The sequence below is a fragment of the Streptomyces spongiicola genome (assembly GCF_003122365.1).
In the GTDB taxonomy this organism is placed as follows: domain Bacteria; phylum Actinomycetota; class Actinomycetes; order Streptomycetales; family Streptomycetaceae; genus Streptomyces; species Streptomyces spongiicola.
Window position 1 is genome coordinate 3,134,231 of the sequence record NZ_CP029254.1, and the last position, 17,300, is coordinate 3,151,530.

Annotated in this window: 17 protein-coding genes and 4 pseudogenes; 9 read left to right on the forward strand and 12 right to left on the reverse strand. The window is 66.9% G+C overall.

Annotated features, from left to right (window positions below; genetic code table 11):
* Window positions 1–299: 299 nt before the first annotated feature.
* Window positions 300–488, reverse strand: a complete 189-nt coding sequence (locus tag DDQ41_RS13660) for a hypothetical protein (protein WP_109294756.1) — start codon at window positions 486–488, stop codon at window positions 300–302.
* Window positions 489–868: 380 nt separating this feature from the next.
* Here DDQ41_RS13660 and DDQ41_RS13665 point away from each other — a divergent pair, with 380 nt between their 5' ends.
* Window positions 869–2,812 (forward strand): HelD family protein, encoded by a 1,944-nt coding sequence (locus DDQ41_RS13665; protein ID WP_262508665.1) that lies wholly within the window; start codon window positions 869–871, stop codon window positions 2,810–2,812.
* Window positions 2,813–3,183: 371 nt separating this feature from the next.
* On the opposite strand, the gene DDQ41_RS13670 is transcribed toward DDQ41_RS13665, so the two are convergent.
* The 4 genes from DDQ41_RS13670 to DDQ41_RS13685 form a co-directional block, all read right to left on the reverse strand.
* Window positions 3,184–3,831: a class I SAM-dependent methyltransferase gene (locus tag DDQ41_RS13670; protein ID WP_262508457.1), complete on the reverse strand. Its 648-nt coding sequence runs from the start codon at window positions 3,829–3,831 to the stop codon at window positions 3,184–3,186.
* Window positions 3,832–4,025: 194 nt separating this feature from the next.
* A complete protein-coding gene (locus DDQ41_RS13675; RefSeq protein WP_109294758.1) occupies window positions 4,026–4,223 on the reverse strand; it encodes a hypothetical protein in 198 nt (65 codons plus the stop codon).
* A gap of 225 nt (window positions 4,224–4,448) precedes the next feature.
* Complete coding sequence (locus DDQ41_RS13680; protein WP_109294759.1) at window positions 4,449–4,787, reverse strand: hypothetical protein; 339 nt, start codon at window positions 4,785–4,787, stop codon at window positions 4,449–4,451.
* 157 nt (window positions 4,788–4,944) lie between these two features.
* Window positions 4,945–6,192, reverse strand: coding sequence for a helix-turn-helix domain-containing protein (locus tag DDQ41_RS13685; protein WP_109294760.1), 1,248 nt, complete (start codon window positions 6,190–6,192; stop codon window positions 4,945–4,947).
* Between the two features lie 277 nt (window positions 6,193–6,469).
* Here DDQ41_RS13685 and DDQ41_RS13690 point away from each other — a divergent pair.
* Window positions 6,470–7,348 (forward strand): annotated as a pseudogene (locus tag DDQ41_RS13690) (tyrosine-type recombinase/integrase); the annotation flags it as partial.
* 196 nt (window positions 7,349–7,544) lie between these two features.
* Here the strand turns inward: DDQ41_RS13690 and DDQ41_RS33025 are convergent.
* Window positions 7,545–8,252 carry an endonuclease V gene (locus DDQ41_RS33025; RefSeq protein WP_109294761.1) on the reverse strand — a complete coding sequence of 236 codons (708 nt, stop codon included), beginning with the start codon at window positions 8,250–8,252 and terminating at the stop codon, window positions 7,545–7,547.
* Between the two features lie 591 nt (window positions 8,253–8,843).
* On the opposite strand from DDQ41_RS33025, the gene DDQ41_RS13700 reads away from it, so the two are divergent.
* Together DDQ41_RS13700 and DDQ41_RS13705 are read left to right on the forward strand one after the other, a co-directional pair.
* On the forward strand, window positions 8,844–9,671 hold the full coding sequence (locus DDQ41_RS13700) for an HARBI1 family protein (protein WP_109294762.1): 828 nt from the start codon (window positions 8,844–8,846) through the stop codon (window positions 9,669–9,671).
* A gap of 43 nt (window positions 9,672–9,714) precedes the next feature.
* Window positions 9,715–10,044: pseudogene (locus tag DDQ41_RS13705) on the forward strand (tyrosine-type recombinase/integrase); the annotation flags it as partial.
* Between the two features lie 106 nt (window positions 10,045–10,150).
* On the opposite strand, the gene DDQ41_RS13710 reads toward DDQ41_RS13705, so the two are convergent.
* Window positions 10,151–10,588, reverse strand: coding sequence for a DUF4259 domain-containing protein (locus tag DDQ41_RS13710; RefSeq protein ID WP_109294763.1), 438 nt, complete (start codon window positions 10,586–10,588; stop codon window positions 10,151–10,153).
* A gap of 19 nt (window positions 10,589–10,607) precedes the next feature.
* On the reverse strand, window positions 10,608–10,994 hold the full coding sequence (locus DDQ41_RS31280; protein ID WP_147317765.1) for a GIY-YIG nuclease family protein: 387 nt from the start codon (window positions 10,992–10,994) through the stop codon (window positions 10,608–10,610).
* Window positions 10,995–11,236: 242 nt separating this feature from the next.
* Here DDQ41_RS31280 and DDQ41_RS32015 point away from each other — a divergent pair.
* Window positions 11,237–11,463 (forward strand): annotated as a pseudogene (locus tag DDQ41_RS32015) (tyrosine-type recombinase/integrase); the annotation flags it as partial.
* Between the two features lie 352 nt (window positions 11,464–11,815).
* Here DDQ41_RS32015 and DDQ41_RS13725 read toward each other — a convergent pair.
* Together DDQ41_RS13725 and DDQ41_RS13730 are read right to left on the reverse strand one after the other, a co-directional pair.
* Entirely contained in the window at window positions 11,816–12,373 is a 558-nt protein-coding gene (locus DDQ41_RS13725) for an SMI1/KNR4 family protein (protein ID WP_216365145.1), read from the reverse strand.
* Window positions 12,321–12,824, reverse strand: a complete 504-nt coding sequence (locus DDQ41_RS13730; protein WP_109297721.1) for a DNA/RNA non-specific endonuclease — start codon at window positions 12,822–12,824, stop codon at window positions 12,321–12,323. Before DDQ41_RS13730 ends, DDQ41_RS13725 begins: the two co-directional genes overlap by 53 nt.
* Here DDQ41_RS13730 and DDQ41_RS13735 point away from each other — a divergent pair.
* The 4 genes and pseudogenes from DDQ41_RS13735 to DDQ41_RS13750 all read left to right on the forward strand — a co-directional run bounded on the left by DDQ41_RS13735 (window position 12,734) and on the right by DDQ41_RS13750 (window position 15,945).
* Window positions 12,734–13,243: a hypothetical protein gene (locus tag DDQ41_RS13735; protein ID WP_109294766.1), complete on the forward strand. Its 510-nt coding sequence runs from the start codon at window positions 12,734–12,736 to the stop codon at window positions 13,241–13,243. The two genes, DDQ41_RS13730 and DDQ41_RS13735, sit on opposite strands and share 91 nt — an antisense overlap.
* An 81-nt stretch (window positions 13,244–13,324) precedes the next feature.
* Window positions 13,325–14,206, forward strand: a complete 882-nt coding sequence (locus tag DDQ41_RS13740; RefSeq protein WP_109294767.1) for a hypothetical protein — start codon at window positions 13,325–13,327, stop codon at window positions 14,204–14,206.
* 94 nt (window positions 14,207–14,300) lie between these two features.
* Window positions 14,301–14,603 (forward strand): annotated as a pseudogene (locus tag DDQ41_RS13745) (tyrosine-type recombinase/integrase); the annotation flags it as partial.
* Window positions 14,604–14,766: 163 nt separating this feature from the next.
* A complete protein-coding gene (locus DDQ41_RS13750) occupies window positions 14,767–15,945 on the forward strand; it encodes an ISAs1 family transposase (protein ID WP_262508458.1) in 1,179 nt (392 codons plus the stop codon).
* Here DDQ41_RS13750 and DDQ41_RS13755 read toward each other — a convergent pair.
* Together DDQ41_RS13755 and DDQ41_RS13760 are read right to left on the reverse strand one after the other, a co-directional pair.
* The gene (locus DDQ41_RS13755) at window positions 15,942–16,643 is read right to left on the reverse strand and encodes a transposase family protein (RefSeq protein ID WP_174720283.1); all 702 of its coding nucleotides are present in this window, start codon (window positions 16,641–16,643) and stop codon (window positions 15,942–15,944) included. The genes DDQ41_RS13750 and DDQ41_RS13755 overlap by 4 nt on opposite strands.
* 235 nt (window positions 16,644–16,878) lie before the next feature.
* Window positions 16,879–17,298 carry a hypothetical protein gene (locus DDQ41_RS13760; RefSeq protein WP_109294769.1) on the reverse strand — a complete coding sequence of 140 codons (420 nt, stop codon included), beginning with the start codon at window positions 17,296–17,298 and terminating at the stop codon, window positions 16,879–16,881.
* Between the last annotated feature and the right edge of the window lie 2 nt (window positions 17,299–17,300).

Consider the following 17,300-nt stretch of genomic DNA (forward strand, 5'->3'; position numbering starts at 1 on the left):
TTCCCCGCGGCGAGGGCGGTTGTGAGCGCGGTTGTGAGCGCGGTTGTGAGGGTGGTTGTGAGGGTGGTTGTGAGCGCGGCGACCGGCAGCCGGGTCGTCACCACGAGCGGGATCGCGGCGAAGGACCGACGGGTTGCGGGCAGCCGCCGGTCGGTGACGGTGAAGCCGTAGAGGCCGGAAGTGATCGGGCGATCACTTTCCGGTGAGGGGCGTCAGCACCGCGACCGAGGTGGATCAGCGGGCGTGTGTGCGTGCGGTGGGCGCTCCGCCCACGGAGCAGAGGCCGCGGCGGGTGGCGCTCAGCGGTGCCCGCGGACTCCGGCCTCCTCGCTGTACTCGCCGAGGACCGCGACTTTGAACGCCGTGACGACGAAGACCCTGACCGCGCGCAGCGCGTTGCCGAGACGGTGGGGGCGGTGGTCCGGGGCGCCGGTGGCGGTGGCTCCGCGACCGGGCCGAGACGCCGGGGTGAGGGTGGCTGCACTCATGTGACCAGGATGGTTTCCGGATGTGCGCACCACATCGGCCTGCGGGCTGAACGCCGGTGGAGAGCGCGTACGACTTCGGGCAGAGGGCCTCCCCTACGGGGCGGACAGCCCCTGGAAATCCATTCGCCCCGGCACAACGGGCTGAGTAGAATCGCCCGCCTTGCCCGCCTCCCTCACAGGAGTGCTGCCTCCCGGACGGAAACCGGGTGCGCTGTCATGTCCTACTTCTCCACCACCAACGTACCCTCGGAGGCAGCACCGTGCCCGCGCCCGAAGCGCCCCAGGTGCCCGAAGCACCGGCAGCACCGGCAGCACCGGCGGACGATCCCCTGCGCCGTGAACGAGGCCATCTGGCCGCCTCGCGCGCCGCCCTGCGCGACATGCGCGAGGACGTCGAGGCCCTGGACATCCGCGACGTCACGGCGAACTGGGTGAACGCCGCCGTCCTGCAGTCGCAGATCGACGCGCGGATCAAGGCGCTCGCGGATCTCGCCCACACCCCGCTCTTCTTCGGACGGCTCGACTACCAGCGCACCACCCAGGAGGGGCAGCGCTACTACATCGGCCGGCGCCATGTGCACGACGGCGGCGGCGACCCCATGGTGATCGACTGGCGGGCGCCGGTCTCCCAGCCGTTCTACCGGGCCTCCCGCAGGGATCCGATGGACGTACGGCTGCGCCGCCGCTTCGGCTACACGGGCGGCGAACTGACGGCGTACGAGGACGAGCACCTCAGCGACCCGGCCGAGGCGGATCGGGCCGGCAGGCTGCTCCAGGCCGAGATCGAGCGCCCGCGCGTGGGCCCGATGCGGGACATCGTGGCCACGATCCAGCCCGAGCAGGACGAGATCGTACGGTCGGGCATGACGGGCACGGTGTGCGTGCAGGGCGGTCCCGGCACCGGGAAGACCGCCGTGGGGCTGCACCGGGTGGCCTACCTGCTGTACGCGCACCGGGAGCGGCTGGCCCGTACCGGCACGCTGGTCATCGGGCCGAACCGGTCCTTCCTCCACTACATCGAACAAGTGCTGCCCGCCCTCGGCGAGTTGGAGGTCAAGCAGGCGACCGTCGCGGATCTCGTCGCCCATGTCGAGGTGCGCGGCGCGGACGAGCCCCCGGCGGCGCTGGTCAAGGGCGACGCCCGGATGGCGGAGGTGCTGCGGCGCGCGATCCGTTCGCGGGTGACGACGCCCGCCGAGCCGGTGGTGGTGGTCCGCGGCTCCCGGCGGTGGCGGGTCCCCGAGTACGAACTGCGGGACATCGTGGCGGAGTTGCTGGACCGCGACATCCGCTACGGCGCGGCCCGCGCCGCGCTGCCACAGCGCATCGCGCACGCGGTGCTCGTCCGCATGGAACAGGCCGGTGAGGCTCCCGACGACCGGGTGCAGGACGCGGTGGCGCGCAGCGCGGCGGTGAAGGCGGCGGTGAAGGCGATCTGGCCGCAGGTGGACCCGGCGAAGCTGGTGCTGCGCCTGCTGTCGGAACCGGAGTTCCTGGCGGAGCACGCCGAAGGGGTGCTGAGCGCGGACGAGCAGCGGGCGGTGCTGTGGACCCGCCCGCCGCGCTCGGTCCGCTCGGCTCGCTGGTCCGCGGCGGACGCGGTGCTGATCGACGAGGCGAACGACCTGGTCGAGCGCACACCGTCGCTCGGCCATGTGGTCCTCGACGAGGCGCAGGACCTGTCGCCGATGCAGTACCGGGCGGTGGGGCGCAGATGCACGACGGGTTCGGCTACGGTCCTCGGCGACCTGGCTCAGGGCACCACCCCGTGGGCGACGACGAGTTGGCCCGAGGCGCTGGCCCATCTGGGCAAGCCCGACGCGGTGGTGGAGGAGCTGACGGCGGGCTTCCGGGTGCCCCGCGAGGTGATCGCGTACGCGTCCCGGCTGCTGCCCCACATGTCCCCCGGGCTGGCGGAGGTCCGCTCCGTCCGCGAGTCCCCCGGCTCGCTGGAGATCCGCCCGTCGCGGGGCGACGCCGACGTGGTCGCCGCGTGCCTGTCGGCGCTGCGGCACGAGGGCTCGACCGGCCTGATCGCCGCCGACGACCGGGTGCCGGCCCTGGCCGCCGCGCTGACGGACGCCGGCGTCCCCTTCCTCGCCCCCGGAGAGGAGACCACCCGGGACGCCCGCCTCACCCTGGTACCGGTCTCCCTCGCCAAGGGCCTCGAATACGACCACGTGGTCCTCGACGACCCGGCGGCCGTGGTCGCCGCCGAACCGGACGAGCGCACCGGCCTGCGCCGGCTGTACGTGGCCCTGACCCGCGCGGTCTCCGGCCTGACGGTGCTGCACTCGTCGCCCCTGCCCTGGCAGCTGGGGTGAACCGGGCGGAGCCCCGCGGGAGTCGACGCGCCTTGGACACGCCAAGCCCCTCGTCGAAGGACTCCTTCGACGAGGACAGTAGTGTTGATCAGTTCAAGTGAGGACCGGATCCAGGCGACTCAGCGATACTCGCTCACCGTGCCGACCATCGCTTCGGCGTCACCCGGGCGTCCAGCCAGGCTGCCTGCCCTCGCCCGCCAGCACATGGTACGCGCGCTACGCGATACCCCTCTACCTGCTTCTTCGCAGATCAGCACCTGATTCGCGTTCCGGCGGCGTCCGTTGTTGTACGGGGAAATCCGTGGCTGTTGCCGTCGCTACTGCCGTCAGGAGTCGGGCGGCGGTGCTGGTGCCGTTTCTCGCCCCGCCGGTCATCGCCGGATGTACCGCGCCACTGTGTACGCGGTGGGGCCGATAAGCCCTGTCCCTGTGCCGTCGAGCATGTCCAGGACCTCGAAGCCGGCGCCCTCCGCGTAGCGTTCGAGCTCCCGGGGGAACAGGACACGCCTGCGGATCTCGTCTCGGGCCTCGTCGCCCGAGGGGAGCATCCAGTGCCGGAGCATGGTGTTGATCTGGGTCCGCAGGTTCCACGTGTGGCGGATGGTGACCGTCGCGGGTCCCGTCGGGGTGTCGACCGTGGCGGTGGTCGGCTCGGTCCGGGTGATCGGGGTGACGGGGGAACACAGCACGAGCAGCGCTCCCGGCCGGGCGTGGGCGGCGAAGGTGGCGAAGACCTGACTGATCGCCTCGTTGTCGTGCACGTAGGCGAGGCTGTTGCCCATGCAGGTCACCACGTCCATGCGGCTGCCGAGTCGTGCGGAGCGCATGTCGCCGGTGCGGATGTCCAGCTCGGGCCGGGCTTGGTGGGCGTAGTCGACCATGCCGGGCTGGAGGTCCACGCCGATGCACTCGAAACGCTTGGCGAGGATCTCCAGGTCGCGGCCGGTACCGCATCCGAAGTCGACCAGGGTCCGGGAGTCCGGCCTGTGCCAGCCGGTACGCGCCGAAGTCGACGGCACCGGCCATTCCGTCAAACATCACGACCGTGAGACCAGATGGTATTCAGCAGAGAATTCCCACTGCAACCCTGTGGCTAGCCAGCCAAAGAGTTCTGATATCGCATCCACAGCCTCGAAATCCATGTATTCGCATCATCGGTCGGCCGGGAGGTCACCACTGGCGACGGAGCTGATTCCACATGGTGCAGCAGCGTTCAAGCCAATCCGAAGCAGTCGTCATCCCCGAAGCACGTCACTAGGAGCAGGGCCTCTTCATCGGTGACGGGCTTCTCGATGGCATGCAGGGCACGCTCCATCTCGTCAAAGGCCTCGTCACCCTCCTCGGAGTTATCTTGCTCCGAGGGTAGCGGGCAACCCAGCCGAACGAACTCCCGAACCTGATCTCTGATCACTGAAATCCTCCTCACAAGAGATGCGGATAGTTAGCCCTGTAGTACTGCATGATCCCCGAGATTGCACCATTGAAATAGCTCGGATCCCCATGGTTCGCCTGGCCGATCATTCGGAGATTCGTGAAATCTGCCGCCAGAACCTGTCGAAACGTGAGCCCGGCATCAACGCGCGCGGTTCTCCTCCCCCGAGAGGCGTTGCTTACAGGTGCGCCGGCGTTCGGAGAGTCAGGCATCCTCGGCTGCCTCTTCCTGATCTGGGATGCGCTGTCCGCGTGACTCTGCGACTCTGAGCGCGTCCGCCAGGGCTTCTGTCAACCGGCGAGCCAGCCAGCGATATTCGGTCGCCGACAGGGCTTTCGCGCCGGGTGCCGTGGCGTCGCGGGCGTACTCCAGCAGTTCCTGGCCCATGCTGAGCTGTACCGTCTCGATGCTGTCGGCGAGGGTGGAGAGGTAGCCCCGGCCGTCGCTGCTCAGGTAGCAGGGCTTCCCCTCCGGGCTGGTCCACGGCAGTAATCGGGGGCCTCCCCGACCCGACGCGGCGTCGTACAGCTCTCTTCGACGCATGCGGTCGGCATCGCTCCTGGGCTGGCTCACTGGGCACCCCCGGCCTGGGTCACTGACGATGGACACACTGACCGTAGGCACTGACTGGCCGTCACCCCACATGGGAGTCATGGCAGTTCGCGACTCTAGGTTCACGAACTGCCACGCTGCGTGGCAGTTACCCGACAACGCCCAGGTAGTCGGCCATTTCGCGCATCTCGGTCGTGAGGGTGCGCTTGCGCTTGCCCAGGATCTCCTGCATGGTCTCGGCGGCCCCGTTCTGGTGCCGCAGCCACTGCGGGGCGGCTTCCCTGGCGCGGGTCAACTCGTCCATGGCGGCGGACAGGTCGCCGGTCCGGGTGTGGGCGCGTGCCACGTCGAGGGTGAAGCGGTTCCCGTCGTTGGTGCTGGGCCTGCCCAGGCGCTTCCACGCCTTGGGTGACAACTCCTCCTGCTCGCATGCCTTGCGCACCACCGCACGGGCGTCACCGACGACCATGGAGTCTTCGAGGGCCTTGACCGCGACGGTGACCGGTCCGAAGACGGACCAGTGCCGGGAGATGTTGCGATGCGCCGCCCCGACAGCCGTTGCCGCGACTCGGGCGGCCTGACGGTACTCCTTCGCCTCGTCGGGACGGTTATTCCTCGCTGCTGCGGCGGCGGCCTCCATCGCCAGGCCGCCCCACACCGCGTAGTGGTCCGGCTCAGCCCCGGTGATCTTCGGCTCCACCGCGTCCATGCTCCGGGCGGCGGCCTGTTCCGCCTCGTCCAGCCTTCCCTGCCTCACGAGTAGCCAGCACATGCCGCCGACACCGGAGCCCGCCGCAAGCATGTCTCCGGCTTGGCGGGCGTCCATGATGGCGTCGCGCAGAGCGGTGTACGCGATGTCGTACTGCCGTACCTGAGTGAGGTAGGTGCCGGCCAGACGCAGCGCCTCGGCACGGGCCAGCAGGGCCTGCCGGTGCTCGTCCCCGCTGTCGTAATAGGCGACGGCTTGGGCGGCATCACGCAGCAGGCCCGGCAGTTGAGCCGCGACGCTCTTGTAGCTGTCGGAGAAGTACAGCACCCGCGCGTCTTGCAACGTCCGCCGGAAGCTGCGCAGGTTCGGCTCCTCGGTCACGGCTTCGGCGTCCTGGTCCACGAGCCCGACGGCCGGGGTGAGCGCGGCGCGGAGCTGGATCAGGTTGACCCGGTTCGGCTCCTCGGCCCGCCCCACTGGCTCCGGTGCATCCGAGGCCATCAGCGCGGCCGTGGTCACCCCCAGCGCGCGGGCAAGCGTGTGCAAGGTCTCCATGCGGATCGTGCCGCCCTGCTCGACCTTGCGCACAGTGCCCGTCGATACGCCTGCGACGTGGGCCAGTTCCTCCTGGCTCATCCCCGCGCGACGCCGGTACCTGCGGACGTTGTCAGCCAGCTCCGTGGTCATCAACTCACCACCTCCCACTCCACGGTACGCCCGGCCGGCACATCAACCGGGGGCACTCCGGCAGACACCCGCCCACAAGGGTGCCCCACCGTGCGGCGGGCCGGGCTCCGGCAGAACCGGGGCCCCACCCGCGACCCCGAACCCCAAACCACGACGAAGCCACACACGAGAATCGGCCCCCTGCCCCTCAGAGGGAGGGCTGGGGTCTGGGGCAGCGCCCCAGGTGACTCGCCGTGCTGGCTGGTGCGCGCCCGGACCGGCGGGGCCGTCGCCAGCGCGCGCTATCGATGCCCGGCGCGATGAGCCCCGCTGCTGTGCCGCTGGCCGGTGCTGCCGCAAGGTGCTCTCCCCGCTGACGCTCACCTACATCCACTCCGTGCTCAAGTCTGCCCTGGAGCACGCCGTCCGCGAGGAGGAGATCCCGCGCAACGTCGCCCGCAACGTCCGCACCGGCACCCCACGCCCCCGACGCTTCGAACCCCTCACCGCCGACGAAGCCCGGCAGTTCCTCGCCGCCACCCAGGACCACCGGCTGCACGCGCTGTTCGAACTCGCCCTCCACACCGGACTCCGCAAGGGCGAACTCCTCGGCCTGCGCTGGGAAGACCTCGACCTCGACGCGGGCACCGCCACCATCCGCCGCACACTCCAGCGCACCGGTACAGGCGGGCTCACCACGCTGCCCACCAAGACCCGGGCCTCCGAACGCCGCATCGCCCTCCCCACCCGCTGCCTCCAGTCACTGAAACGCCACCACGAACAGCAGCAGCGCGAGAGCGAGGCAGCAGGCACCGCGTGGCAGTACAACGGACACGTGTTCACCACTGCGCAGGGAGGAGCGATCGACCCGACCAACCTCACCCGCACTTTCCTCACGTTCCTCCGCAAGGCCGGCCTCCGCCGCATCCGATTTCACGACCTCCGCAATTCGACCGCCACTCTGCTCCTGGAGCAGGGCGTCGAACTCGTCGTGATCAAGGAACTCCTCGGCCATGCCCACATCGGCGTCACAGCCACCGTCTATGCCCACGTCCGACTCCGCCTCCAGCGCGACGCCATCGACGCCCTCGGCACCGCGCTCGTCGGCCGGGAGACCACCAAGACAGTCAGCTCAGACGGCGACGAACCGCCACCCTGCGCCACTCGCGTCCAGTGACGTTGCCGTCAACTACTGCCGTCACCCCATGCAGAAGCCCGTCAGGACACACCTGACGGGGCTTCAAATTTGCTACGGCGGTTTACAGGCCCATTGAGATCTGTGGGCGTGCGCTGGCGTCCGCCTTGTTGCCGCAGGCGTCAGGATGCATTCTCAATCATTTGTTCAGGAATGCCACGATCGGAAATTTCCATCTCTATCTTGAATGAGAATCTCCCAACATCTCGCTAAGCCCCTTTCGGGCCTCCTGATCCGCCAATCTTACCGGTTCAGGAATTCTGTAGCGACTAGCTTCCAATACCAGCTCAATCGCGGAATTCAAAGAAATTCCACCACCAGTAGAAACATAGACGGGGCGAACGGCATTCGCGGTCCTCAGCTCGACCCCAACAATACCTGCAGAATCTGAAATTATTTGCACCGACCCTCGCTCCGTCGAAGTCTGCGACCTCTCTCGGTGAATTGGGTTCTTGGCAACGGCAACCACCGGACGCGCCAGACGTGCGGCCAAATGAACACCGAGTCCCATCCGCTCAGGGTGCATAAGCCCATGTCCGTCACACATCACGACGTCTCCGTCCCTCACAAGCCCACGCGCCACCCCTGCCGCCATCCCGGCCTCACGGGCTCCCAACTGTCCAAACTGATAGGACACTGGGGGCTTCCCATTCAGTCGACTACTCAGCACAGCCCCCCGCTCTTTACGATCCCAAGCAACTCCAGCGGCGACTGCAATCCCCTGACTATCGCAATAAGCAACATCGACGCCAATCACGCGCAAAACGGACTTCAGGTCAATCTCGGGAATACGCAAGGCGGCGGCGCGCACCTCCCGATCAGGCCACACAGCCCACCCATCAACCGAGTTTTCGGTCACTGCCGCCTCCAGAGATTCTCCGCCCATTGTCAAACGAGCTCATTTCGACCATTTCGCCGTTCGGTGAATATCGAATCATGACGCCATGGAGAACGCCACTTCGATAAAACGCTGACACCGAGAGTGCGCCATTAGGATGCCAATCGCGAGATTCGCCTTCTTGTATCCCGTCCACATAAGACACCTCAGATCGAGGGGCAGGTCCGCCCTCCTCTACCGAAATTCCAGTAAAAGGCTTCCCTCGCCAGCGCATCACCAGATCATCTCCCAGATCCAGTGCATCATCTGAGACACGCACCGCTGTGACCCACCATTCTTCCATCAATCGCCCAGCGCTCCTCTCGTGAGTGTCGCGCAACTCGCGCACCTGGGTATCTGGGATCCCTTTGCCGACCCCGAAGGCGAACACTATAGAACTCGAAGGTGTCGTCAATTACGGTACTCAAGCCCGCCGCATTTCTACGCCACAGCAGGACATTGAAGTCTTCTCGGCAACGTGACGGTTGCGGTGTGTGATCAAGCCGGGCGGCGGAATGGTGACTCGGTGTCAGACATGAGTGAAGCCCCTGGTAGGAACAGGTCTGCGAAGATCACGTTCCGTACAACCAGAGGCTCCACGTGCCCTCCAGTATCACCTACACCGCCGTGCTCGATGTCCGCAGGGAGACCGTCGAGCACCTCGCCAAGCTGCTGCGTGGACACCGCGAGCGCCTCGGGACCCGCAAGGGCACCCGCGCGCTGGGCGTCTTCCGGCAGGCAGTGCTCTTGCTGCGCTGGTTCGTCGACGGTGCCCGGCTGGTCCAGCTCGCCCGGGACAACGGCATCTCGGTACCGACCGCCTACCGCTACCTGCACGAAGGACTGACGGTGCTCGCCGACCACGCGCCCGATCTGTCCACCGCGCTGGAGAGGACGGCGGCGGCCGGGTACACCCACCTCAACCTGGACGGCACGGTCATCCGCACCGACCGCGTGGCCGCCGCCGGCCCCAACGGCGCGGACCTGTGGTGGTCCGGCAAACACAAGCACCACGGCGGAAACGTACAGGTCATCGCCGCCCCGGACGGCTGGCCCCTGTGGGTTTCCCCGGTCCGCCCGGGCCGCGAGCACGACACCACCTGCGCACGGGCCCACGGCCTGGTCGATGCCCTGAACCGGCTCGCCGCCACCCTGGGCATCCCCACCCTGACCGACCTCGGCTACGAGAACGCCGGACCCGGCTTCCGTCACCCGGTCAAGAAGCCCAAGGGCCGTGAACTCCCCGAGCCCGACCAGGCGTTCAACGCCGTGATCCGGGGCGTCCACGCCGTCGCCGAACGCGCCAACGCCCTGCTGAAGGTCACTTTCAAAGCCCTGCGCAGGGTCAGCCTCGACCCCGCGGCCATCACCCGGATCGCCCGAGCCGCCCTCGTCCTGCTCCAGCTCGAGCGCGGCCGCACAGCCTGAACGACGATCACAAAACGTCACGAGGCGTTACCGAGAAGAGTTCAGTGGACTCGTTTTCACCACGCCGACTGGCCGACCTCTCGACCCTGCCAACCTCACCCGCCGCTTCCGCAGCTTCCTCAACCGGGCCGGACTCCGACGCATCCGCTTCCACGACCTACGGCATTCGACCGCGACCCTACTCCTGGAACAGGGCGTCGACCTCGTCGTCATCAAGGAACTGTTGGGCCACGCCCACATCGGCGTCACCGCCGGCGTCTACGCCCACGTGAGGCTCCGTCTCCAACGCCAAGCCATCGACACCCTCGGCAACGCCCTCAGCGGCCAGGACGACGACCCCGGCGACCCACCCGTCGCAGTTGTCGTGCGCTGACGTTGCCGTCAGCGTTGCCGTCAAACCGCTGAGGAGCCCCACCGAATCCCGCTTCGGTGGGGCTCCTCGCATGCAGCCGACCCTCAGGTTGATATCGGCCAGCGGACTACGTAGATTCGCCTTCGCTGACCGGGCGCAGTACAGATCTCAAACTGCCGATTGCAGCCTGAGCCTCTTCCCTCTCGCCAGCGTCAACCCAGCTCCTCCAGAACCAGCCGTCTGCAGGTAATGTCACTTCCAGCGCCTGAATCGCAGACGAGGCGAGGGCAGGCGTAATCGGCTTCGCCAGCCATTCCGTAATGCTCGGGTATTCCTCGTTCCAGGCCAATGCGCGCCCGGCCGGAATATTGGCCGCAACCACAGCGGCAGCAGCCATTACTTCCTCAGGCAGCACAGAGGAATTGGACCCACCCCCCGCCCCGATGGCAGAACGGAAGGTTTTCTCGACGACTGTCAGCCGCTGCGATACAGACTGTTCTTCCAGCTCATCGAGGTAGTCCTCAGCCGTGTCGCTGTCGAGCGGGCCTGATCCCCAGGTTCCCATCACAAACTCCCGTCGAGACTTACGGCAGGTACCCGCCGAATGGGACTTGAATCTCTGGATCTCTCCGGTTCAAGAGAGTCCAGCCTCTCTCCTTTACCCCTTCCATCATTGTCTGTTCCATGCGGCGAATCGCTACCCCATCTGTACCGCGCGGCAAAGTGAAGTACGTGACGTTGACCACGTCGTCTGCTGCATATCCGGCCTTGCGTACCGCATGCTTGGACCGCATCGATTTATTAACGCGCTCCCTGATGCTTGTGGTGGAGCTTCCTACGTACTTCGTCCCGTCATTCAGGTGAATGGTGTAGATACCCGGCTCGGTCGGCACGTCGAATTTTGTTCCGGGCAGCGTCCCGGGCGCGCAATTCGCATTGTGAACCAGGACCGGCGTCTCGCCTGCCAGCACAAAGTACGTGTGCTACGCGATACCCCTCTACCTGCTTCTTCGCAGGTCAGCACCTGATTTGCGTTCCGCTGGCGTCCGTGGTTGTGCGGGGAGATCCGTGGCTGTTGCCGTCGCTACTGCCCTCAGCCTCGATTCGTCTGCGGTCTGATCGGTCCCGCCGATCCGGCGCCTTGCCCTGGTTTGTTCGTCCGGTCGGTTCAGGGGCCTTCGCATGCGCTGCGGGAGCGTCGGGTTCCACGGGCGGACGGCCTCTCGACCCGGCCAACCTCACCCGCCGATGCCGCAGCTTCCTCAACCGGGCCGGCCTCCGACCCATCCGCTTCCACGACCTCCGCCACTCGACCGCGACTCTGCTCCTGGAACAAGGCGTCGACCTCGTCATCATCAAGGAACTCCTCAGCCACGCCCACATCGGCGTCACCGCCGGCGTCTATGCCACGTCCGACTCCGCCTCCGACGCAGGGCTGTTGCAAGGTCGGATTTCAGGCGCGAATGTGCAGTTCACAGGGGATACCGAAGAGGTCAAGTGGAGCGGTGTGTGGCGCGAGGGCGAGCTGTCGACGCGCGTCTGCGATCGAACTGCCCATCCTGCGCAGGAACTTCACTGGTCCGGTCCACCGTCCGCGCGGACACACCGGCCAGTTCGGCGATGTCCCTGCGGCGGCGGCCCTCGCCGGCCCACAGCACGATGCGGGCCCGCAGAGCCACATCCGCCGTCACGTGACGGTCTGCCGCCAACGTCCGCAATTCCGCAGCCTGTTCCGAAGTGAGGTTCACACATTACCCAACGAGTCAAAGAGCTTCAGGTGACACGAACCGGATCACGAGACACTAGAGATCAGATTCGTATCGAGTTCTCCATTGACCCATCGGAGCAAGAACTCAGTGCTCGACAAATCGAAGAATTCCCAGTCTCCGTCATAATCTTGGACCGCAATTCGCCGACCGGCCGGAAAGGAGCCCTCCTTAGGCACCACCCAGTAGATGTACTCACCGTCACCGGTGCTTGCCCAGGCAATCAGCCTGTCACTCTCTCGATTAATCTCCGGAGGGACCTCTTCCCCAGCGCCCCAGAGAAGCTCCAGTGCCGTTTCCCGCTCAACCGCCCAGGACGCAAGATCGTAAGGCTCTCCTTGCTTTCGGGGTGAGTGAATCCAGATATGCCGGTCGAAACTCCCACCTCCGAACGTATCGATCATTTCTCGATAATCATCCGGAAGGAGAGTCCGAAGCTCTACAGGGACGCCGCTCCAGTCCACCTCACCCGGAGCCTGCGGGTACGAGACGTTCGCCCATCGCGCCAACTCTGCTACAGACACTTCGGGGTCACCTTTCCCTGTTGACGATCGTGACATCCAGAGAGAATCCTGCGTTTCCACGCCCAGAAAGCGTAACCCCCAAGGGAAGCGGATTACTTCCAGAGTAGATCGGCGTCGCCCTGTACAAAATATTCTCACCGGCTTTGACGGCATCACGAACCCGTAGCTCGAACCCTCGCATCACGGGAGAATTCGCATACGCGTGCATCGTGACGAAGTTTCTCTTGTCATTGTTCGCCCCTCCCAGCACTGCCGCCAACAGGTGCGCGCGATTGTACCCCTGTCCGCTCTGCCAACCGGCCGGGTCAACCGAAGGAGGGTGCGGATCCTTTCCGGGGGCAGCTGAGCTGGTGTTTCGCTGATTCGGGTGTGGGCGGGAGGATGCCGTCTCTACCGTGCGGGTAGAGGAGGCGGTGCCGGATGGGCTCGTTGATAGGGGAACTCGAGGAACGACGGGCTGCGGTGCAGGCCCGGGTGGACGAACTCGAAAGACGGATTGTCGTGTTGACAGGCCGTCTGGAGGCTGAGCGGTCCCGGCTGGAGCGGTTGACGGTGACACGCGAGACGCTGGACGAGCTCGCGGCCGAGGGGGTGGACGTCGACTCGGTCGCGGGGGCCCCGGCCGCGCGGGAGCCGGTGAACGTGGGCCAGGTCGTGGGGGTTCAGACGGTGATGCCCTGGCGGGAGGGCATGACCAGTACCGATCTCCCACCCGTGTGCCGGGACATCGTGGACGTGGTCGACGACGCGCCCGGTCCGGTGCAGGCCAAGCAGGTCGTACCGAGGATCGGTCTGCCCCCGCGGACCTCGAAGATCGAGACGACGCGGTCGAAGATGAAACGGCTGGTCGAACGGGGGTGGCTGGACGAGGACGCTCCCGGTCTGTTCGCTCCGTCCGCCCGCGGAGCACCGGCCGGCCCGGCGCGGTGAGTCAACTGCCGGTTTTCAAGGGGTTCTTCTCCCTACCGTCGTAGGTACCAGCCAGAACGACGCACGAGAAGAAGAGCCCGGATGGAACGCTACGACACTCTCGATGTCCCTGACCCGTTCGCCTGCGCGATGGAGGCGGCGTTGTCGCTGGCAGTACGGCTGTCGGCGCCCGGAACAGCCGCCATGGACCACGCCGCGGTGGAATCACTGATCGAAACGGACGGGCGGGAGATCCTGCGCCGCTTCTTCCAGGGCCACCTCGACCTACGGGCCCGCCGTGAGGAGAACAGTACGCCGCCCAGTGAGGTGACCGGCCCGGACGGCCAGCCGCGCACGCACCGCGAGACCGGCCGCCCGAGGCAGCTGAGATGCGTGTTCGGGACGGTGAGCGTGAGGCGGTGTGCCTGTCGGAGCCGGGGCCGAGCCGACGTGCACCCGGCGGACGCGGAGCTGTCACTGCCGCGCTGCCTGCACAGCCAGGGCATCAAGCGCCTGGCGGTCCGCGAGGCGATCCGTTCCTCCTACGACCAGGCCGTCGAAGCGATCGGGGACCGCTGCGGGCGGGTGCTGGGCAAACGCCGGGCACAGTCCCTGGTCATCGAGGCCGCCGCCGACATCGACGCCTTCTACCACGACAAGATCGCCTCTGCGTGCACCAGCGACATGCCGCTGGTCATCCAGGTCGACAGCAAAGGAGTGGTGATGCGACCCGAAGCGCTGCGCGTGCTCCCGTCAGGAGCTGTCGCGGTGATATCGCATATGTGGCCGCTGCCGCCGGTGTTATGGACGAGGACCGGCGTCTCGCCTGCCAGCACAAAGTACGTGTGCTACGCGATACCCCTCTACCTGCTTCTTCGCAGGTCAGCACCTGATTTGCGTTCCGCTGGCGTCCGTGGTTGTGCGGGGAGATCCGTGGCTGTTGCCGTCGCTACTGCCCTCAGCCTCGATTCGTCTGCGGTCTGATCGGTCCCGCTGATCCGGTATCTTGCCCTGGTTTGTCCGTCCGGTCGGTTCAGGGGCCTTCGCATGCGCTGCGGGATCGTCGGGTTGCACGGGCGGACGGCCTCTCGACCCCGCCAACATCACCCGCCGCTTCCGCAGCTTCCTCAACCGGGCCGGACTCTGACGCATCCGCTTCCACGACCTCCGCCACTCGACCGCCACCCTGCTCCTGGAACAAGGCGTCGACCTCGTCATCATCAAGGAACTTCTGGGCCACGCACACATCGGCGTCACCGCCGGCGTCTACGCCCACGTCCGACTCCGCCTCCAACGCCAAGCCATCAACACGTTGGGACACGCCCTCGGCGACCAGGACGACGAGCCCGACGGCCCGCCCGCCGCTGCCGTCGTCCGCTGACGTTGCAGGGCTTGAGCGAGTTCCGGGGGTGGGCGGTTGGTCGAGCCGTGACCGGTTGGGGTGCATAGCAGAGCAGGCACGGGCTTCGTGATCATTGGGGTGTCGAAGCTCAACGATCACGAGGTGGCCCGTGCCTGCCGCTGTATCCTCTCTCATCCCGCCGGTGTTGGTGAGGCTGGGTCCGCTGGACCTCGGCCAAGTCGCTGACCTGCGGCCTTTCCTGGAGTTGGTGCCCGACCCGCGTGCGAGGCGGGGCCGCTGGTACTCGCTGACCGCGATCCTCCTCGTCTGTGCCTGCGCGGCCGTGTCGGGAGCGAGGAGCGTCGACGAGATCGCCGAGTGGGCGGCGCGTGCCTCGGACACCGTGCTGACGGCCGTCGGCGTCCGACGGCATCCGCTGCGGTGGCGCCGTTCTCCCTCGCGGACCACGATCGGCCGTGTGCTGGCGGCCGTCGACGGTGACGCCCTGGACCGGGCCGTCGGCGCCTACCTCGCCGACCGGAACCCTGCGGGAACGGCTTCCGGGCTACGGCAGGTGATCGCCGTCGACGGCAAGTCGCTGAGAGGATCGGCCCGCCCGTCCACCGGCCGCAGGCACCTGCTCTCCGCCGTCACCCACCACCGGGCCCTGACCCTCGCCCAGGCGGAAGTCGGAGCCAAGACGAACGAGACCGCGCACTTCCGTCCCCTGCTCGAACCGCTGGGCCTGGACGGAACTCTCGTCACCTTCGACGCCCTGCACTCGGTCCAGGCGAACGCCACCTGGCTGGTCGAGACCAAGAACGCCCACTACATCGCCGTGATCAAGCGCAACCAGCCGACCGCCTACAGGCAGCTCGCCGCCCTGCCCTGGCCCAACGTCGCCGTCCAGCACACCGCCTCCTCCACCGGCCACGGCCGCCACGAATCCCGCTCCATCAAGACCTGCGGCATCGCCGACGAACTCGGCGGAATCGCCTTCCCTCACGCCCGCCTCGCCCTCCGCGTCCACCGACGCCGCCGGCAAACCGGCCGACGCGAAACCCGCGAGACGGTCTACGCCGTCACCAGCCTCGACGCCCACCAGGCCACCCCGGCCGAACTCGCCGCCGCCATCCGCGGCCACTGGAGCATCGAAGCCCTGCACCACGTCAGAGACGTGACCTACGCCGAGGACGCCTCCACCCTCCACACCGGCACCGCACCACGCGCCATGGCCACCTTCCGCAACCTCGCCATCGGCCTGCTCAAAACCCTCGGAGCCACCAACATCGCCAAGACCACCCGCGCAATCCGCGACCAGCCCGAACGAGCCCTCCCACTCCTGGGCACCACCAACAACCCCGACACTCGCGGAACTTAATCAAGCCCTGCCCGGGGCCCGCACGTGCCGCAGCAGGGTGTTGAACATGCGGGTGTCGACGTGAAGTACCCGTTCTGATGTGCCCTTTGGGCGGCGGCCGGGATGAGGGTGCCGATCCCCGCTCCGTTGTAGCCCTTGTCCGCAAGGGTCGGCAGGCCGTCGGTCGCCGCCTTGTGCAGGGCGGGCAGGGTGTGGATGCGGGCGGCCGTGATGTCGGGCGTGGAGCCGGGTTCGACGTCGGAGACCCGCAGTGGGGTGCCGTCTGGGGCGGCCAGAAACCGGATGTTGCCGCCGAACGCCTCGTGCTTCTGGCTGAACCACCAGTCGTTGCCGTTGTCCCGGACGCCGGCGAGGCGGTCCGATTCGATCAGCGTGCCGTCGAGGGTCACGTGCGTCACGCCTTCGCGCTGACAACGGCTCAGGACTTCGTGCAGGTCGGGTGCCTTCTCGGCGAGGACGTCGATGCCCTCGTGGAGGTAGGGGTAGCCGGTGGCCTGTGAGGCGCCCGCGTCGCGGGCCGGGCAGTGCACGCAGCCACGCTCGCGGAACCGGCGCAGCACCAGCACCGCCTGCCGGAACGGGCCCAGCGCGCGCGAGCCCTTCGGGGTACCGATCCGCCTGCGGTGAGCGGCGAGCAGCCGGGCGAGGAACTCGACGACATGGCGCGGGACGTCGAGCGTGGCAACATAGGTGACCAACGTGAAGCCTCTGGTTCCACGGACGTTCTTGTGAGAGAGACCTGTCCCACCAGGGGCTTCACGCCTGTCCGCCGCCAGGACCCGCATGCCCGATCGGACCCGATCGGACCCGATCGGCACGGTTCAGCCCTCTTCGCGAAGATCATTTCGCTGAGAAAACCTCACTGGCTGCGGGCGACGACTCCGAGGAGCCGCCGCCCGCAGCGGTAGGTATCCGTTGACGTTGCCGTTGCCGTCAAGCGCCCCGTGAGGGGCCGTCGGAGCTGGAGGAGTAACGCCTCACATCGATCTCATTGCGAAGCTCCTCCAGCTCCTCTTCGTTTGGCTCGAACGGCGCAGAGCAGGTCTTCAAGACCTCAATCTTCTGACTGACTCCCCACTCATCCCATACTTCCAACGATGAGGCGTACCGAGCGATCACGCCCCTCTCGTACTCTCTCGTAGACCACTTTCGCCAGGACTCCCAGCGCGCCACCCGACGCGAATCCCCGATTCGCGCACTTTCCAAGATGATCGAATCGACAATTCGGCGATGTGTTGCCGCAAGTCTGGGGCTACCGAAATACGGTTCGGGAGGTTCCTCATCTTCGAACTTCAAGCGCACCAACGCTGAAGCCAGCGTCTCCAGCTCCTCAAGAGCCAGCTCTACCTGCATAA